Genomic DNA, 17,229 nt, shown 5'->3' with positions numbered 1-17,229 from the left:
AAGCTTTCTTGCACTACAAGACAAAAAGTGCAAAACTTTACTTTGTGGAAAATAGTGCAACTAACGACGGCGGACTCCGGGAGCGCAAACGCGCACAGACCCGCGCGGCGATCACCGCCGTCGCACGGTCCCTGACGTCCCAACGCGGACTCAACGGATTTACCGTCGAGGAGGCCTGCGAACAGGCGGGGATATCGCGGCGGACGTTCTTCAACTACTTCCACACCAAGGAAGACGCGGTGATCGGCTCATTCTCCGACGAGCTTCCCGAGGACGCTTTGGAGGGCTTCAGCCGCAATCCCGCCCGTGCCGACGGCACGATCTCCGACTCGCTGCTGTCCGCACTGCGGCACTTCACCCTGGCGGTCCTCGAGCGGTCCACCGTCAGCCCTTCGGAGATCCGCCAGCTCATCGCCGCTGTCACAGCCGAGCCCCAGCTCCTGGGCCGGTTGACCCGCGAAGGCGAAGTCCGCGAGCGCCAATTCGCCGAGCTGATCGCCGCCCGTGAAGGCCTCGCCGCGGACCACGCCGAGATCATCATGGCCGCCGCGGTCTTCGGCGCTGTCACCAAGAAGACAAGCCAACAGTTCTTTTCGGAGGAGAACACCGAGCCCTACCGGGAACTGCTGGATAGGAACCTCAACGCAGCCCGCACGCTCTTCGCCCAACCGCTGGACGCCAACCCCGTCGAACCCCAGAAGGATCAACCGTGAGTACAACTCTCAAGACCAAAGCAGCCGCACCGCTGCTCTTGACCCAGAAACGGATCTGGATCATTTTCTCGGCGTTGATCGCCGGAATGCTGCTCTCGAGCCTCGACCAGACCATCGTGTCCACGGCCATGCCCACGATCGTCGGCAAGCTTGGCGGCGTGGAGAACCAGGCCTGGATCACCACGGCCTATTTGCTCGCGACCACCATCGTCATGCCGATCTACGGCAAGTTCGGTGACATCCTGGGCCGGCGGAACCTGTTCCTTATTGCCATCGGTCTGTTCACCGCAGCTTCCATCGCTTGCGCCTTCGCCACCGACTTCTGGGGCTTCGTGATCTTCCGCGCCATCCAGGGCCTGGGCGGCGGCGGCCTGATGATCCTGTCGCAGGCCATCATCGCGGACATCGTGCCGGCCAAGGAACGCGGCAAATACATGGGCCCCCTCGGCGCCATCTTCGGCCTCTCCGCCGTGGCCGGTCCCCTCCTGGGCGGCTTCTTCGTCGATCACCTGACCTGGGAATGGGCCTTCTACATCAACATCCCCGTCGGCATTGCGGCGTTCACCATCGCCTGGTTCACGCTCACTCTGCCGAATAAGAAGGCCGAAAAGCGCATCGACATCCTGGGCGTGCTGCTGCTGTCCGCTGCCACGGCCTGCCTGATCTTCTTCACCGACTTCGGCGGCAAGAAGGACCAAGGCTGGGACTCCCCGCTCACCTGGGCCTTCGGCGCCGGCATGGTGCTTGCCGCCTTCCTCTTCGTCCTCGTGGAGCGCAAGGCCGAAGACCCCATCATTCCGCTGAGCCTGTTCAAGAACCGGATTTTCATCAACGCAACGGCCATCGGCTTCACCTTGGGCTTGGGCATGTTCGCCGCCATCGCCTTCGTGCCGACGTTCCTGCAGATGTCCTCCGGTACTTCAGCCGCCGTCTCCGGCTTGCTCATGCTGCCGATGATGGTGGGGCTCATGGGCACGTCCATCTACTCCGGTATCCGCATCTCCAAGACCGGCAAGTACAAGATGTTCCCGATCCTCGGAGCGAGCCTCACGATCGTTGCCATGTTGTGGCTCACCACGCTCACCGCAGCAACTCCGATCTGGGTCATCTGCATCCAGCTGTTCATCTTCGGCGCAGGTCTGGGCTTGATCATGCAGGTCATCGTCCTGGTGGTCCAGAACGCGGTTCCGGCCGAGCAGATCGGCACGGCAACGAGCACCAACAACTACTTCCGCGAGGTCGGGGCTTCGTTGGGCGTTGCCGTCTTCGGCTCGATCTTCACCACGCGGCTCGCCGAGTCCCTCACCAAGGCATTCACAGGCGCCGGTGCTTCCGCTTCACAGGCTGCTCAATCCACGAGCAAGCTCGATCCGCAGACGCTGGCCCAACTGCCGGCCCAGATCAAGGACGCCATCGTCAACGCCTATGCCGATTCGCTGGCACCCGTGTTCTGGTACCTCATCCCGTTCATCGCGGCCGCCCTTCTGCTCGCCGTCACCCTCAAGCAGATCCCGCTCTCCGACACCGCCGGAATGGTGGCCCGAGGTGAGGCTGTCGGAGGCGAGGAGGCCGAACGCCTCGAAGCCGAACGCCTCGGATCCGCGGACGGGTCCGTCGAAGGATCCGCCGGCGCAGACACTGAGCCGCACTCCTGTCCGGTGGGCGACAACGACGGCGAGCTCGCCCGGCGCTGAGCCCGGGACATGCCCGGCCTTGGCTCGGACCAGTGGACATATCAGGAATATGCCCAGTGCCTGGATGCAAAGCAGGGCATGTCCACCGGGCCTTGGGTTGTCCGGCCCAAGGGCGTCTGGCCTAGGCTGGAACCCATGAGTTCAGAGCCCGAAGAATCCGCGAACATCAGCCCGGCCGTTCGATGGGGATTAGGGGCAGTCCTTTTCGGCCTTCTGGCCGTCTCCATTGCCTCCGCCAGGGGCGAATGGTGGACCATCCTAGGCGCTATTGCCTGCGGTGCCGCCGCGTGCCTCTTCGCTGCCCGCGCGATCCTCGCGGCCCGTCAATCACGCTGATACGCGACGGCGGAGCCTGGCTCCAGAGCGAGCCGGATGGTTTCGCGGTGGCCGGCACTGATCTCAGGCAACTCGTCGAGGGCGAACCAGCCGACGGCGATTGATTCGTCGTCGTTGACGCGGGCCTCCCCTGAGACATAGCGGCATTTGAAGGCAATATCCAGGAAGTCGCACACGTCTCCGTTGGGATACGTGACCGGGCCGATCACTCCCACCACCAGGATCCGCTCGGTTTCGGCCACCACGGCAGTCTCCTCGAAGATCTCTCGGAGCAAACCGGGGGCGGGGTGCTCCCCGGGTTCCAGCATTCCCGTGATCAGGGTCCAACGGCCATTGTCGGCCCGTTGGCACAGCAGGACCCGGTTCTCGTCGTCCAGGACCACGCCGCGCACGCCGGGTAGCCACAACGGGTCGTTGCCGATCTTCTCGCGGATTTGCAGGATGAATTCCGGGACCGCCACTGCCTAGCCCGCTTTCGAATCGATCATCACCAACAAGAGCACTGCCTCCGCTTCAGGATCGGATCCGCCAGTAGGGCGAGTATCCCACCGGCGATGCCCGATTGACAGCGGCAGGCTGCTCGAACGGCCGTCTCTCGCGCCGCCTTGCTCGCTGCCGTCCTCACGCGGGCAGGGCGAACATCGCCGCAGCGGCACCCGCGAGCATGAACGGCCCGAAGGGTATTGATGATTTCAGGGTTCCCCGCCGGGCAGCCAGGACTCCCAGGCTCCACAGTCCGCCGAAGAGGAACGCAGCAAACGTTCCGGCGAAAATATGCGCCCAACCCAGATAGCCAAGGTAGAGGCCGAGGACACCTGCCAATTTGACGTCCCCGAAGCCCATCCCGGGCGGGTACACCAATCGCAGGATGAAGTAGAACACCCATAGAGTGGCTCCCCCGGCCACGATTCCCAGGGCGGGCACCCCGAGGAAGGAGGCACCGCCGTCGGGCGTGGACCCTGCCGCTCCGCCGCTGAGGTTCGTTGCCGCTCGGCCGGCCAGGGTGACAGATACTGCTGCGCCGAGCAGGAGCACACCGGCGATGGCATAAGACGGGAAGACGATCCGGTTGGGCAAGAGGTGGTGACGGACGTCGATGATCGTGAGGCGGGCAGCCATGATCGCAAAGTACACACAAGCTGCGAGCAAGAGCCAGAAGGCCGGGAAACTGGTCCCCCACAATTCGCCGAGTCGTCGGATCACTCTCGGATGCTATCGGTTTTCTCAAACCTGCGCCGGTCACGCACGCTTAGACTGTGGATATGGGGCGCTACAGTGCAGAAATCCAAGGCAATCCGGACGCCGACATGTCCTCCACCTTCCGAAACCTCTGCCGTTCCTCCCCGTGGAAATGGACCAGCCTGAGGTTCGAATACCTGGATCGGCCCGGCAACACGGACACCACAGTGCGGGCCTGGCTGCGTCGCCCGGGAGCGCTTCGACTCGAAACCATGGACGGCGCGTTGCTACATAGCACCACCGGCATCAACGATTCCCGCGATGGGCTTTACCTCGGTTCCAAGCGCAAGTCCTGGCTGTTGCCGGCCCACTTGGTGACCCCCGTTTACGACTCCGCAGGCTTGGTCCGCCGGCGTCCCGAGGCTGCTTACGGTGAACCGTCCTTCGGGAACGGTCGGCTCGCGGCAGCCCTCGATCCTGTGGAGCTCGCCGGGAATGCGCCGGTGCCGATGGAATTTCCCGAGTCCAACCGGGTGTCGTTCGGCCCCATTCGGGAAGTGGACCACGAGGGGCGTCCGGCGTTGGAAACCATCGCGACGCCGGGACACAGTTACGTGGCGTCTGATGCGGCAACACCGCTGTGCTTCCCCGGACGCACGCTCTTGCGGGTGGACTCAGGAACGGGCGTGTGCGTTTCCAGCCAATCGCTCGACGGCGATACCACTGGCCAGGGGCATTGGATGCGGATCCTGGGGGTGGACGAATACATGCTGGACGATCTGTTCCTCGCCGAATCGATGAACCTCACCGACGTCCGCAAGCACATCAGCTGGGACATCGGCCCCCGCGCGTAAGAGCCGTCCCGCCGCCCCCCCACCCCCCAAACGCCCGCTCACATGCAGCCCCCGTTGGCCAAACGCCCGCTCACTTATAGGCACCCTCCCGCCAAACGCTCGCTCACATACTGATGAGAAAGCGGTCCGGGCCGACACATGACAAGCTACCCCGGGCCGTCCGCTAGGCTTCCCGGATGAACGAGCTAAGCGCCATCTGGCCCCTCTTCGGCCTCACCCTGAGCACACCCCGTTTGCAGTTGCGCCCAATCCTGGACGCTGACATCCCCGCAGCGGTCAATGCGGCCCTCAGCGGCATTCACGAGCCTGGGAAATCGCCCTTCAGCAACCCCTGGACGGAAGTTCCCGAAGATGAGTTGGGTGCCAACATGGCCCGATGGTATTGGCGCTGCCGAGCAGGAATGACCCCCGAATCGTGGACGCTCCTCCTCGGTATCTGGCACAACAACGAGTTCATTGGCTGCCAAGATGTGGAGGCGAAGAACTTCGCATCGTTGAAGACTGTCTCCACCGGTTCCTGGCTCAAGAAGGGCGCGCAAGGCCGAGGCCTCGGCAAAGAGATGCGCGCGGCCGCCCTCAGCTACGCCTTCGATTACCTGGACGCAGAAATAGCAACCTCCGAGGCTGCCATTTGGAACAAGCAATCCCTGGGCGTTTCCACCAGCCTCGGCTATGAGTTCAACGGTGTCTATCGCGACCAATGGGGCGCCGACGTTGTGGAAGTCCAACGCGTCCGACTCATTCCGGAATCGTTCATCAGACCGGACTGGAAGCTAAAGGTAGAGGGCCACGAGACTACAGCCAACTTCCTAGGTACGTGAGCGAGCGTCAGCGGGAAAGCCGACAAACGTGAGCGAGCGTCAGCAGGAAACCCGACAAATGTGAGCGAGCGTCAGTGACGGAGGCACGAGGGCCGTGGCCCGGCGAACCCGGCCACGGCCCTCCGCGCACATGGAGCTTTAGATTTCCGCCCCTTCAAGCAATTCCGTCACGAGGGCCGCGATCGGCGAGCGTTCGGAGCGGGTCAGGGTGATGTGGCCGAACAGCGGGTGCCCTTTGAGGGTCTCGACGACGGCGGCGACGCCGTCGTGCCGGCCGACACGGAGGTTGTCCCGCTGGGCGACGTCGTGGGTCAGGACGATCTTGGAGTTCTGGCCGATACGGCTCATGACCGTGAGGAGCACGTTCTTTTCGAGCGACTGTGCCTCGTCCACGATCACGAAGGCGTCATGGAGCGAGCGTCCGCGGATGTGGGTCAGCGGCATGACTTCGAGCATGCCCCGGTCCATGACTTCTTCCACGACTTCCTGGCTGACGAGTGCACCGAGAGTGTCGAAGACCGCCTGCGCCCAGGGGTTCATCTTCTCCGCCTCGGAACCGGGCAGGTAGCCAAGTTCCTGTCCACCCACCGCGTACAGGGGGCGGAAGACGATCACCTTGCGGTGTTCCCGGCGCTCGAGGACGGCCTCGAGTCCCGCACACAAGGCGAGTGCCGACTTTCCAGTGCCCGCCCGGCCGCCGATCGACACGATTCCGACGCTGGGATCCATGAGCAGGTCGATCGCAAGCCGCTGCTCCGCTGAGCGGCCGTGGAGTCCGAAGACATCACGGTCACCCTTGACCAGCCGAACCTGTTTGTCCGCACCCACGCGGCCCAGGGCGGAGCCCCGGTTCGAGAGCAGCACCAGGCCCGTGTTGACGGGCAGCTCGGCTGCTGCCGGAATGAAAACCGGTTCGTGCCCGTACAGGGTGGTGATTTCGTCCTCGCTGGCTTCGATCTCCGCCATGCCGGTCCAGCCGGAGTCCTTGACGAGTTCATTGCGGTATTCGTCCGCGAACAGCCCCATCGCGGAGGCTTTGACGCGCATGGGGAGGTCCTTGGAGACGACCGTGACGTTGTGGCCTTCGTTGGCGAGGTTCTTGGCGACGGCCAGGATGCGGCTGTCGTTGTCCGGGCCGCGGAATCCTGCCGGCAGCACTTCGGTGGACACATGGTTCATCTCGACACGCAGCGTGCCACCGTCGGATCCGATCGGGATGGCTTGATTCAAGCCACCGTGCTCGATGCGCAAGTCGTCCAGGAGCCTGAGGGCCTTGCGGGCGAAGTAGCCCAACTCGGGATCGTGGCGTTTGCCTTCCAATTCTGTGATGACCACGATCGGGACAATGACTTCGTGCTCCGCGAAGCGCAACAGGGCGTGCGGATCGGAAAGCAATACGGAAGTGTCAATCACATAGCTTCGACCTGTCGGGGTCGCGGACTTTGCCGTCCGTCCACCGTTGGCCCGCTTGGTGCGAGAGGTAGCTGAACTTTCCCCGTCGGAAACGACTACGGGCAGTTGCTCAGAAATAGCCACATCGACTCCAGCCCCGGGCGAACCCGGCTTATTCGTGAGGCGGCTCGGCCGGAAGGCCGGGCGCGGCCCCCCACGTAACTGGTGCGATGATTCGCTCCATCTACTGGCCTCCCCGATCAGCAGGCGGTTTGCCTACTGATGGGATTAACGTATTCCCGTGCGATTACATTTCCGGTTAGCCCAAACGGCGATTCGTGTAGACAACATGTGAACTTCCCGTAAACGGGTGCTCACCGGGAAGTCACATGTCAGGAACCGAAACGGCGCTGGCGGCCTGCGTAATCCCGCAGGGCCCGCAGGAAGTCAACCTTGCGGAACGCGGGCCAGAGTGCCTCGCAAAAGTAGAACTCGCTGTAGGCGCTTTGCCACATGAGGAAACCTGACAAGCGCTGCTCGCCTGACGTGCGGATCACCAGATCGGGGTCCGGCTGGCCGCGCGTGTAGAGGAAACGAGAGATGTCGTCCACCGAAAGTTCATCGGCCAGTTCGGTGATGTTGCGGCCGTGCGCGACGGCGTCGTGCAGCAGTTCCCGCACGGCGTCAACGATTTCGCGGCGTCCGCCGTAGCCGACGGCGACGTTCACGTGCAGCCGCGAGCGGATCGGGGTGCGGGCCGTGAGCTTGTTCAGCCGCTCGGCGAGGTAGTCCGGAAGGAGCTCGGGCGCACCCATGGCGTGGACCGAGATGTTGGCGTCGTCATCCAAGCGATCGAGGGTGTTGGCGATGATTCCCATGAGCAGTTCGAGCTCTTCGCCGGAGCGGTTCATGTTGTCCGTCGAGAGCATGTACAGCGTGACGACTTTGACTCCAAGTTCCTGGCACCAGCCGAGGAATTCGTGGATCTTGTCCGCGCCTGCTTGATGGCCTTCGCTCGTGGGAGCGTTGAATTGCCGCGCCCAGCGGCGGTTGCCATCCACCATGACGCCGATGTGCCGGGGAATCTTCTCCTGCTCGAGCGAACGGAGCAGTTTGCGCTCGTAGAAGCCGTAGAGGAAGCCGGGCCACTCCATCCGGACACTCACCTGACTTCCTTTGAACAAAACGTGAAAAGCGAAACAAACAACGACGGCGGCTGGCCCGTTGGCAGCAGACCTTCCGCCGAACAACTATCGACGCCTCCGGACTGCTGCCGTAGGCGCACCACCAAGGCTACCTTCCCGAACTGGCCAGTCGGCACACCTGAGCAGCAGAAAACGATCGCAAAACTCATTACTCCGCAGTAACTTATCCGCGGCCGGGTTACGCTTTAACGATGTCGGAGCTGCTCACAATCAAGCCAAGGTGGCGCGGCTGGATACATGCTGTGGCCACGCCTTTCGCCGTCGCGGCAGGGATCGTCCTGGTGACATTGGCGCCAACGACAGATCGCAAAATCGCTTCCGCCATCTACGCTTTGACGGGTGTACTGCTCTTCGGCGTGTCCGCGGTCTACCACCGTGGCAATTGGGAGCCGAAGACCCGGATGGTCCTCAAGCGCCTGGACCACACGAACATCATGTTGGTGATCGCGGGCAGCTACACGCCCCTCGCTTGGTCGCTGCTGGAGCGCCCCAAGGCCGTGCTCCTGCTGTGGGTGATCTGGTCCGGAGCACTGCTGGGAGTACTCTTCCGGGTTCTTTGGACGGGCGCTCCACGTTGGCTCTATGTGCCCATCTACGTTGCACTGGGCTGCGGGGCGTTGTTCTACTTGCCGGAGTTCTTCGCGGCGAACGTTCCAGCCGCGATCCTGATCTGTGTCGGCGGGGCACTTTACATCGCGGGGGCGGTCTTCTACGGGATCAAGAAGCCCAACTTAAGTCCGTTGAACTTCGGCTTCCATGAACTCTTCCATGCCCTCACGGTGCTGGCCTTCGCTGCACATTTCGCCGCAATCATGATTGCCGTGCTGAGCTAGCCTGCGGCACCCGTCATGGCGTCCAGGCGCTGCACGAGTTCCTCGACAGAGCCAAGCGGCAGGTCACACACCATCCCCCGGCACAAATACACCTGTGGTGAGCCGTCCGCAGCAGCCGTGCGGGCCTCGAGCAGCGGCACCTCCGGTTCCGTGGCGCGGGACCCGGGCGGCGCGCCGTCGTCGGGCGCTTGTTCGACGGCCACACCGAGCTGGACCGCAACCACCATTCCCGGGCTCGACGACGCCAACAGCGCGCGGTGGAGTTCCCGTTGTTCGGGGCCTGGTGGGCCGGATACGGCGGCTTCTATGGGACCAGCCGCGGCTGCCTGGGCGGTCGCAAGCAGCCATCCCGCTACCCGTGGTGCCCGCCCGGCTATGGACGGCAGGAGCGAGAGGATGTTGCTTGCCATGGCCCTGTGCTCGTGCGAACCGGAGTAGGCCGCATAGCTCAGCAACACTCCGGCAAAGGCCGCTGCCCCGCTGGGGGCGGCATTGTCAAAGGGGTCCAGGCCCGCGTGCTGGCCCTGAGCGTTGAATACCTGGGCCGACTCCCCCACGGAGTCCGACAACCTGCCGTCCACCACGAAACGCGCGCAGGCACCGCTGATCAGCTCCTCCGCGAAGCCGTACCAACGCCGCTCGCCGGTCACAGCGTAGAGGGCCAGGAAGCCTTCCGCGCAAAACGCATAGTCTTCCAACAGGCCGCTGATCCCTCGCGCAACGCCATCGTGCGAAACCCTGATCAGCACCCCCGCGCCGGTTTTTGAGCCCGGCCGCCAATGCACCCGCGCTATGTACTCGGCGAGGCTTTCCGCTGCGGTCACCAGTTCCGGCCTGTCCAGGACCGCACCGGCTTCGGCAAGCGCCGCGATGGCCAGGCCATTCCACCCTGCCACGACCTTATCGTCCCGGGCCGGCCGGGGGCGCGCCGAGCGCGCGGCGCGCAAGGCGGGCCTGACGCGGTTCCACAACCGCGATTCCGCGCCGGACAGCTGGCGTCCGGGATGGAGCGGAGATCCAAGCTCCGAGACCGTCCCGGACGGCCCCACGTTCATCAGCCTGGCCACGGCCGCGCCGTCTCCCGGGCCGAGCACGGCTTCGAGGCTCGCGGGAGTCCACAGGTACGACGCCCCTTCGTGATGCACTCCGTCCACTACGGTATCGGCGTCCAGCGAGGAAGCGAGTCCGTCCGGGATTGCGGGATCGCCCACCCCGAGAGAGTCCAGCATCCAGTCCGCGACCCGCGACGCCACACTTGCGGCCTCGCCCGCCGACAGGACCCAATCGCCGCGGAGCCGGACCCAGTGGACATAGACCCGGAGGAGCTGGGCGTTGTCGTAAAGCATCTTCTCGAAATGCGGCACGGACCAATCCGCGGTCACGGAATACCGGGCGAAGCCGCCGTCGAGCTGGTCGCACAGTGCGGAACGGGCCATCGCGGCGAGCGTGCGGCCGGCCATGTCGCGGGCGGCGTCCGAGGTATCCGACGGCACGGCAGCGTGCCGTATCAGGAACTCAAGGACCGCCGACGGCGGGAACTTGGGAGCGCCGCCGAAGCCGCCGCCGTCGGGGTCTTCAGAGCGGGCGAGAAGTCGCACTGCCTCCGGCAGCAGGCTTCGGTCCACGCTTTCAGGCGGCCGGTCCAGGAACACTGCCGCGGCGAGCTGGGCATTGGCCATGCCGACGGCGAGCATCCGGGCATTCTGCTCGACGGCGTCCCGGCGTTCCAGCCACGCCTCGTGGACCGCTTCAAGCACTTGGCGGAAGGACGGCCTCCCGGGCTGGGCCGTTGGCGGGAAATAGGTTCCTGCGTGGAAGGCCAGGCCATCGGGCGTCAGGAAGACGGACATCGGCCAGCCGCCTTCTCCGCTGATGGCCTGGGTGGCTGCCATGTAGATCGAATCCACGTCGGGGCGTTCTTCGCGGTCCACCTTGATGGCCACGAACCGGGCGTTCAGGTAGTCGGCGGTGTCCGGGTCTTCGAAGGACTCGTGGGCCATGACGTGGCACCAGTGGCACGCGGCGTAACCAATGGAAAGAAATACGGGAACATCGCGAGCCGTCGCGAACGCAAAGGCCTCATCGCCGAACGGCCGCCAGTGCACCGGATTGTCGGCGTGCTGGCGAAGATAGGCGGACGGTTCCGAGCCGAGGGCGTTGGACGCCCCCGGCCATTGCCGGGTGTTGCCCGGGTCAGCGGGCTCCGGAGCCGGCATCGCCGTCGGAGTCTTCTGCGCCCGGCTTGCCCGAGACTATTTCATCAGTCTCAGCGCCGTCGGTCTCGCCGACCAAGGCTTCTTCAACCTGGGCGCGGTAGCGTACCCGCCGGATCCGGCGGACCATGTCAACGATCAGGAAGGTCGTGAGCACCACGATGAAGGCAGTCAGGACGAAACCCCAGGTCCCCGGGGTCACCTGGTCTTCCGACAAGCCGGGGCGCAGCGACGGGGTCGGGGTAGGCGACGGGGTCGTGGCCAGGGCGATGAGAAAGTGGTGCACGGTTCAAACCTTCTATGGGAGTTTCCAGCCGGTTGGCGACTTCTACGCTTGATAGAAATCGCCGGCGATCCTATCTTAGCCCTGCGAACAGGTCCTTTTCCGGCAGTTCGGCCGGGATCCGGGAGTGGACCAGCGTGTAGTCCTCCCACGGCCAGGCCCTGCGCTGCATGTCCGGGGACACAGCGAAGAAGAAGCCAAGCGGATCAATCTGCGTCCGATGCGCCCTCAGTGCGTCGTCACGGGCCTCAAAGTAGTCTCCGCAATCCACCTGCGTGGTGGTCTGGTGCATGGGCCTCGGCGGAGTATGGCCTTCGGCATCGGCTTCCAGCCAGGAAGCCAAGCGTTCGGCGTAAGGCGATTGCAGTCCTGCCTCTTCGAGGGCGAAATGCAAGGCGCGGAAACGGTCGGGGCTGAAGGCGCGGTCGTAGTACAGCTTGCTGGGCGCCCAGCTTTCGCCCGTCCCGGGGTAGCGCTCCGGGTCACCGGCAGCATGGAAGGCTTCGACGGCAACCTTGTGGGCCATGATGTGGTCAGGATGCGGATAGCCGCCGTTTTCGTCGTAGCTCACTATGACGTGCGGCTTGAAGTCGCGGACCAAGCGGACGAGCGGTGCCGCCGCCCGCTCAAGGGGCTGAAGCGCAAAGCAGCCGCTGGGCAGGGGTGGCAACGGATCGCCGTCGGGCAGTCCGGAATCCACGAAACCCAACCAACGCTGCTTGATTCCCAGGACTGCGGCAGCTTGCTTCATTTCCAAGCGGCGCGCGCCTGCCATGTCCCTCTTCGGGTGCGGAGCCGACTCCATGGCCGGGTTCTGGATGTCCCCGCGGGAACCGTCAGTGCACGTAGCCACCATGACCTCCACGCCGGAAGCCGCATACATCGCCATGGTTGCCGCGCCCTTGCTTGACTCGTCGTCCGGGTGTGCGTGGACGGCGAGCAGCCGGAGCTGCGTGTCGGGGCTGGTGGATGTGCTCATCCGGTACGGTTCCTCTTTCTGGGTCATACTGTTCTGGCTGTTCTGGGTTTGCTGACGGCCGGGTGTTGATCAGGCATTTCTAACGCGTGCGACTCCACTGTGTGCGAGGAGGCGCCGGTAGCCCACTAAACTAGGTGGGTGACTTCGGAAGACCCATCGGGCACGGCGCTGCCGGCAACTACCAGCCTAGCCAATCGCTACGGCAGCCAAAAGCGCGCCTTCGGGGGGAAAACCAAACGGAACATCGTCATCGCCGTCCTCCTCGTGGTCATCGGTCTCTTGTTTTGGGTCACCACCTCTTCCTCGCAGTCGTCTGTGACTTTCAAGGACATCGGCTACAGCGCCACCGACGCCACTCAGCTTTCGGTCGATTTCCAGGTCACCAAGAACCCCGGCGCTACTGCCAAATGTGCCATCAAGGCAATGGACTCCGGGTTCGCGGTGGTCGGCTGGAAAGTCGTCCAGATCGGCCCGAATGCCCCCAAGGACGGCGCTGACGGCGGCCAGACAACCGCCCAGAGGACCGTACTGCGGACCGAGTCCGCGGCCGTGTCCGCCGTCGTGGACAACTGCTGGATTGTCGACAGCGGCAAATAACAAACGTGTGACCCGCGACTCAGTGAGCTTGGGTTTGTCCACAGGATTGACTACACTGGATCAATACCTTAACCCCGCTGAGTTGGTTGCTGAGTTCCACGAGTGGCCTGCACCGGCGGGGTCTTTGCTTGTCAGATCCATAAGGAGAAGTCCGTGTCGACCACCAACAGCGCGCCTGCAGCTTGGCTTACCCAGGACGCATTTGACCGCCTGAAGGCAGAGCTGGACCACCTTTCCGGCCCTGGCCGTGCGGAGATCGTACAGAAGATCGAAGCCGCCCGTCAGGAAGGCGACCTCAAGGAAAACGGCGGATACCATGCCGCAAAGGAAGAGCAGGGCAAGATCGAGGCCCGCATCCGCCAGCTGACCGTGCTCCTGCGCGATGCCCAGGTTGGCGAAGCTCCGGCCGATGACGGAATCGTCGAGCCCGGCATGCTCGTCGTCGCGCGCATCGCCGGTGACGAAGAGACCTTCCTGCTCGGATCCCGCGAAATCGCCGGCGATTCCGATCTCAACGTCTTCAGTGAGAAGTCCCCGCTGGGCGTGGCGATCATGGGCCACAAGGAAGGCGACAAGATCAGCTACGTCGCCCCCAACGGCAAGGAAATCCCGGTGGAGATTGTCTCCGCCAAGCCGTTCGCTGGCTAATAATCCCCACAGCCACCCTCGCCTCGCAAGTCCCCACCGGCTCCCAGCCTTCGCAAGCTCAGGCCGGGGCCCTCGCCGGTGTGGCCCCACGGCCAGGGAACCCTGGCGGCGTGGGCCCATGCGGTGTTGTCGTTTCGCCGGCCCACCCCTTCGCGGGGCGGGCCGGCGTTTCGCTTTTGGTCCCCCAACTAGCTCGCAGTTGTTGTCGTTATGAGCGCTCATAACGACAACAAATGCGAGTCAGTTGGGCTGGGCCACGGCGTCAGTTGGGCTGGGCTACGGCGCGGGGGCGGGGGCGCGGGCGCAGCAGCACTGCGGCCACCACTCCCCCGACGGCGCCGCCAAGGTGAGCCTGCCACGAGACGAAACCCATCATGGTGGGCAACACACCGAGCAAGATGCCGCCGTAAGCCAGGAAAAGCACCACGGACAGCAGGATTTGCCACCAGCTGCGGTTGAAGAAGCCACGCACCAGCAGGAACGCGAAGAGCCCGAAAACCAGGCCCGAAGCGCCCACTGTCACACCTCCCCCGCCGATGAGCCACACGGCAAGGCCTGAGCCTAGCCAGCTGAACGCCAGTGCCGTCAGGAACACCCGGAGACCGGACAGGAACACCAGGAAGCCGAAGATGACCAGCGGCAGCGCGTTGGACAGGAGATGCCCGAAATTGGCGTGGAGCAAGGGAAACGTCAGGATGTCGAAAACTCCGTCCACGCTCCGCGGCCGCAGCCCGAAGATGACGTTGAGGCTGTGCGACATCAAGGTGTTGACCAGCTCAATGACCGCCAACAGCCCCACGAAGCCACCCATGAACAGCAATCCGCCCCTGGCGCGGATGGCCAGTGACTCCTTGGCCGTTATCCGCCGGTCCCCGTTGCCGTAAAGCGCCATGGTCAGCAGCCCGTCAGTGCACCACGATCGGGTGGAAGCCCTCGGCGCGAAGGGCTGCCAGGACCTGCTCGCTGTGCTCGTGGCCTTTGGTTTCGAGGTTGACGGTGATGGAGACGTCGCCCATGCTGATCGCGCCGCCCACCCGGGTGTGGTCCAGGCCGGTCACATTGGCATCGTTTTCGGCGATGATGCGGGCGATGGTGGCCAAGGAACCGGGCCGGTCATCCAGCATCATGCGCACGGTCATGTAGCGTCCCGCCGCCGAGAGGCCGCGCTGAATCACCTTGAGCATCAGCATGGGGTCGATGTTGCCGCCGGACAGGATCACGGCGGTGGTCCCCGGGTTTTCGATCTTGCCGTCCATGAGGGCGGCGACGCCGACGGCACCGGCCGGCTCAACCACCATCTTGGCGCGCTCCAGCAGGAAGATGAGCGCCCGGGCCAAGGAGTCTTCGCTCACGGTCACGACGTCGTCCACGAGTTCGCGGATGATGCTGAACGGAAGCTGGCCGGGGCGTCCGACGGCGATGCCGTCCGCCATGGTGGAAACCTTCTTGAGCGGCACCAAGGCATCCGCGGCGAGCGACGGCGGGTAGGCGGCAGCATTCTCCGCCTGCACGCCGATGATCCGGATCTCGCGTCCCAGTTCCCTGGCCCTCGCTTTGATTGCGACGGCGACTCCTGCCAGCAGGCCACCGCCACCGACGCCCATCAGGACAGTGTCGACATTGGGGACCTGGTCGAGGATTTCGAGCCCGACGGTGCCCTGACCCGCCACGACGTCGACGTTGTCGAAGGGGTGGACGAAGACGGCGCCTGTTTCGTTCGCGTAGCGCTGCGCCTCGGCCAGGGCCTCATCGACGTTGTGTCCATGCAGGACAACTTCGGCTCCGTGGCTGCGGGTCGCGGCAAGCTTCGGAAGCGCTACACCGAGCGGCATGTAGATGCGTGCCTTGATTCCCAGGCTTTTTGCCGCCACCGCAACGCCTTGTGCGTGGTTGCCGGCCGAAGCCGCGACCACGCCGCGCTTCTTCTCCTCGGGAGAAAGGCGTGCCATCCGCACGTAGGCACCACGGACCTTGAAGGAACCTGCCCGTTGGAGGTTCTCGCATTTGAAGAAGACCTCTCCGCCTACCATCGCTCCCAGGGCCCGCGAGGACTCGATGGGGGTCTTGGTAATAATGCCCTCGAGCAGCTCCCGCGCCTTAAGGACATCGTCCAGGGTGACGGGCAGGGTATCGAGGGTATTCACGGGTTATTCTCCTTTGTTGGTGTGCTCTGCGGCATCCTTGGCGAATGTCCGTTCCGCAGCCGCGTGCTGACCTGCGGCATCTTCGCCGCTGTTGGACCGTGCGCCCGCGTTGGCGCCGGGACGGTGGATTTCCTCGATGGTGATTGGTTCCTCGTCGGAGTCCGGTGGTGCAATCCCTGCGCCGGCGTACGCCGTCATCAGTCCTTCATCATGTTCCCACGTCCGCGCGGCAATATAGCGAACCGCCGTATTTGCTACGGCCAGGAGCGGGACGGCAAAGAGCGCTCCCGGTATTCCGGCCAGGTAGGAACCGGCTGCGACCGACAAGATCACGGCGACAGGGTGCAGCGATACGGCTTTGCCCATGATGAGCGGCTGGAGGATATGGCTTTCGAGCTGCTGCACGAACAGCACGATGGCCAACATGACGAGCGCGTTGACGGGACCATTGGCTACCAATGCCAGGAGCACTGCGATAGCTCCCGTCACGAGGGCACCAACCACGGGGATGAATGAACCGATGAACACGAGGACACCCAGGGGCAAGGCGAGGGGAACTTGGATAATCGCTGCGCCGACGCCGATCCCCACCGCGTCCACGAACGCCACAAACATCTGGATGCGCACGTAGCTGACCATGGACGACCATCCGCGCTTGCCCGCGCCGTAAGCCGCCGGGCGTGCAGTCCGGGGCAGGAGCCCGACAATGAACCGCCAGATCCTGGACCCCTCGAGAAGGAAGAAGATCAGGATAAAGAGGGCCAGGACCATGCCCGCGGCAAAATGCCCGGCGGTACTACCAAATGACAGGGCACCGCTGAGGATGCTGCTGCTGTTGTTCTGCAGGGCCGAGGTGGCGCTCTGGATGTAGGTGTCGATCTGGTCCGCGGTCAGATGCAACGGCCCGTCAGCGAGCCACCCCTGGATTTGCTGGACGCCCGTAAGCGCCTCCTGCCACAGCTCGCCGAATCCCACCGCAAGTTGCCGTCCCACCAACGCCAGGGCTCCCGTAATGACCCCGAGGAACCCCACCACCGTGATGGCGACGGCCGCCCCTTGCGGCATCTTGAGCTTCCTGAGCCACTCCGTGACGGGGTAGAGCAGGCCGGCCAGGAGGGAGGCGACCATGAGGGGGATGATCAGGAAGCTGACCTTCCCCAACAACCAGATGAGGGCTCCCACAACCACCATGATGAGCCCCACCCGCCAGGACCAAGCAGCAGCAATCCGGACTCCGTACGGAATGTCCTGCGCGATGTGATGCTCCGACACCGGGCGGGGCGCGGCCGAAACGGGGTCACTTGATGGCGTGGCGTCCTGTGCTGGCGTCATTCCCCC

At 64.1% G+C, this 17,229-nt stretch carries 18 protein-coding genes; 8 read left to right on the top strand and 10 right to left on the bottom strand.

The features are described 5' to 3' along the window. The first annotated feature begins 44 nt into the window (after positions 1-44). From AC1DJW_RS04285 to AC1DJW_RS04275, 3 genes are all read left to right on the top strand, one after another. Positions 45-713 carry a TetR/AcrR family transcriptional regulator gene (locus tag AC1DJW_RS04285; protein ID WP_284752487.1) on the top strand — a complete coding sequence of 223 codons (669 nt, stop codon included), beginning with the start codon at positions 45-47 and terminating at the stop codon, positions 711-713. After that, the gene (locus AC1DJW_RS04280) at positions 710-2,407 is read left to right on the top strand and encodes an MDR family MFS transporter (protein WP_476900807.1); all 1,698 of its coding nucleotides are present in this window, start codon (positions 710-712) and stop codon (positions 2,405-2,407) included. Before AC1DJW_RS04285 ends, AC1DJW_RS04280 begins: the two co-directional genes overlap by 4 nt. A 135-nt stretch (positions 2,408-2,542) precedes the next feature. Further along, entirely contained in the window at positions 2,543-2,743 is a 201-nt protein-coding gene (locus tag AC1DJW_RS04275; RefSeq protein ID WP_284752485.1) for a hypothetical protein, read from the top strand. Here the strand turns inward: AC1DJW_RS04275 and AC1DJW_RS04270 are convergent. Both AC1DJW_RS04270 and AC1DJW_RS04265 read right to left on the bottom strand, forming a co-directional pair. Then, positions 2,731-3,204 carry an NUDIX hydrolase gene (locus tag AC1DJW_RS04270; protein WP_476900806.1) on the bottom strand — a complete coding sequence of 158 codons (474 nt, stop codon included), beginning with the start codon at positions 3,202-3,204 and terminating at the stop codon, positions 2,731-2,733. The two genes, AC1DJW_RS04275 and AC1DJW_RS04270, sit on opposite strands and share 13 nt — an antisense overlap. A gap of 160 nt (positions 3,205-3,364) precedes the next feature. Continuing rightward, on the bottom strand, positions 3,365-3,946 hold the full coding sequence (locus AC1DJW_RS04265; protein WP_390279614.1) for a prepilin peptidase: 582 nt from the start codon (positions 3,944-3,946) through the stop codon (positions 3,365-3,367). Between the two features lie 59 nt (positions 3,947-4,005). Here AC1DJW_RS04265 and AC1DJW_RS04260 point away from each other — a divergent pair, with 59 nt between their 5' ends. Then, positions 4,006-4,776, top strand: a complete 771-nt coding sequence (locus AC1DJW_RS04260; RefSeq protein ID WP_476900805.1) for a hypothetical protein — start codon at positions 4,006-4,008, stop codon at positions 4,774-4,776. Positions 4,777-4,952: 176 nt separating this feature from the next. Then, positions 4,953-5,597: a GNAT family N-acetyltransferase gene (locus tag AC1DJW_RS04255; RefSeq protein ID WP_476900804.1), complete on the top strand. Its 645-nt coding sequence runs from the start codon at positions 4,953-4,955 to the stop codon at positions 5,595-5,597. 138 nt (positions 5,598-5,735) lie between these two features. Here the strand turns inward: AC1DJW_RS04255 and AC1DJW_RS04250 are convergent, their stop codons facing one another. Continuing rightward, positions 5,736-7,010 carry a PhoH family protein gene (locus AC1DJW_RS04250; RefSeq protein WP_390279610.1) on the bottom strand — a complete coding sequence of 425 codons (1,275 nt, stop codon included), beginning with the start codon at positions 7,008-7,010 and terminating at the stop codon, positions 5,736-5,738. Between the two features lie 371 nt (positions 7,011-7,381). Further along, positions 7,382-8,143, bottom strand: a complete 762-nt coding sequence (locus AC1DJW_RS04245; protein ID WP_284752570.1) for an isoprenyl transferase — start codon at positions 8,141-8,143, stop codon at positions 7,382-7,384. A gap of 242 nt (positions 8,144-8,385) precedes the next feature. Between AC1DJW_RS04245 and trhA the strand changes: the two genes are divergently transcribed. Further along, positions 8,386-9,027: a PAQR family membrane homeostasis protein TrhA gene (gene trhA / locus AC1DJW_RS04240; RefSeq protein ID WP_476900803.1), complete on the top strand. Its 642-nt coding sequence runs from the start codon at positions 8,386-8,388 to the stop codon at positions 9,025-9,027. On the opposite strand, the gene AC1DJW_RS04235 is transcribed toward trhA, so the two are convergent. The 3 genes from AC1DJW_RS04235 to mca all read right to left on the bottom strand — a co-directional run bounded on the left by AC1DJW_RS04235 (position 9,024) and on the right by mca (position 12,502). Beyond that, positions 9,024-11,243, bottom strand: a complete 2,220-nt coding sequence (locus AC1DJW_RS04235) for a thioredoxin domain-containing protein (protein WP_476900802.1) — start codon at positions 11,241-11,243, stop codon at positions 9,024-9,026. The two genes, trhA and AC1DJW_RS04235, sit on opposite strands and share 4 nt — an antisense overlap. Further along, positions 11,221-11,526, bottom strand: a complete 306-nt coding sequence (locus AC1DJW_RS04230) for a hypothetical protein (protein ID WP_284752477.1) — start codon at positions 11,524-11,526, stop codon at positions 11,221-11,223. The genes AC1DJW_RS04235 and AC1DJW_RS04230 overlap by 23 nt, the downstream gene beginning before the upstream one ends. A 70-nt stretch (positions 11,527-11,596) precedes the next feature. Next, on the bottom strand, positions 11,597-12,502 hold the full coding sequence (mca, locus tag AC1DJW_RS04225) for a mycothiol conjugate amidase Mca (protein ID WP_284752569.1): 906 nt from the start codon (positions 12,500-12,502) through the stop codon (positions 11,597-11,599). 138 nt (positions 12,503-12,640) lie between these two features. Here mca and AC1DJW_RS04220 point away from each other — a divergent pair, with 138 nt between their 5' ends. Further along, entirely contained in the window at positions 12,641-13,099 is a 459-nt protein-coding gene (locus tag AC1DJW_RS04220; RefSeq protein WP_390279603.1) for a DUF4307 domain-containing protein, read from the top strand. A 153-nt stretch (positions 13,100-13,252) separates the two neighbouring features. Next, complete coding sequence (gene greA / locus AC1DJW_RS04215) at positions 13,253-13,747, top strand: transcription elongation factor GreA (RefSeq protein ID WP_184736437.1); 495 nt, start codon at positions 13,253-13,255, stop codon at positions 13,745-13,747. Between the two features lie 262 nt (positions 13,748-14,009). Here greA and AC1DJW_RS04210 read toward each other — a convergent pair whose 3' ends face one another. The 3 genes from AC1DJW_RS04210 to AC1DJW_RS04200 are packed head-to-tail and all read right to left on the bottom strand — an operon-like array spanning position 14,010 to position 17,223. Continuing rightward, complete coding sequence (locus AC1DJW_RS04210) at positions 14,010-14,639, bottom strand: rhomboid family intramembrane serine protease (protein WP_459340626.1); 630 nt, start codon at positions 14,637-14,639, stop codon at positions 14,010-14,012. A gap of 13 nt (positions 14,640-14,652) precedes the next feature. Next, positions 14,653-15,891: a threonine ammonia-lyase gene (ilvA, locus tag AC1DJW_RS04205; protein ID WP_284752474.1), complete on the bottom strand. Its 1,239-nt coding sequence runs from the start codon at positions 15,889-15,891 to the stop codon at positions 14,653-14,655. A gap of 3 nt (positions 15,892-15,894) precedes the next feature. Next, positions 15,895-17,223 carry an AI-2E family transporter gene (locus AC1DJW_RS04200; protein WP_390279598.1) on the bottom strand — a complete coding sequence of 443 codons (1,329 nt, stop codon included), beginning with the start codon at positions 17,221-17,223 and terminating at the stop codon, positions 15,895-15,897. Positions 17,224-17,229 lie beyond the last annotated feature (6 nt).

It is taken from the genome of Arthrobacter sp. 05L417 (genome assembly GCF_056397865.1).
Note: the sequence above shows the minus strand (reverse complement) of the source record. Positions and strands in the feature narration are given on the sequence as shown.

Excerpts from the sequence above, each read along its gene's own strand:
- AC1DJW_RS04260 (WP_476900805.1), top strand. The coding sequence starts at position 4,006 with ATGGGGCGCTACAGTGCAGAAATCCAAGGCAATCCGGACGCCGACATG.
- AC1DJW_RS04210 (WP_459340626.1), bottom strand. The coding sequence starts at position 14,639 with ATGGCGCTTTACGGCAACGGGGACCGGCGGATAACGGCCAAGGAGTCA.
- trhA (WP_476900803.1), top strand. The coding sequence starts at position 8,386 with ATGTCGGAGCTGCTCACAATCAAGCCAAGGTGGCGCGGCTGGATACAT.
- AC1DJW_RS04275 (WP_284752485.1), top strand. The coding sequence starts at position 2,543 with ATGAGTTCAGAGCCCGAAGAATCCGCGAACATCAGCCCGGCCGTTCGA.
- AC1DJW_RS04200 (WP_390279598.1), bottom strand. The coding sequence starts at position 17,223 with ATGACGCCAGCACAGGACGCCACGCCATCAAGTGACCCCGTTTCGGCC.
- AC1DJW_RS04235 (WP_476900802.1), bottom strand. The coding sequence starts at position 11,243 with ATGCCGGCTCCGGAGCCCGCTGACCCGGGCAACACCCGGCAATGGCCG.
- AC1DJW_RS04255 (WP_476900804.1), top strand. The coding sequence starts at position 4,953 with ATGAACGAGCTAAGCGCCATCTGGCCCCTCTTCGGCCTCACCCTGAGC.
- AC1DJW_RS04245 (WP_284752570.1), bottom strand. The coding sequence starts at position 8,143 with ATGGAGTGGCCCGGCTTCCTCTACGGCTTCTACGAGCGCAAACTGCTC.
- mca (WP_284752569.1), bottom strand. The coding sequence starts at position 12,502 with ATGAGCACATCCACCAGCCCCGACACGCAGCTCCGGCTGCTCGCCGTC.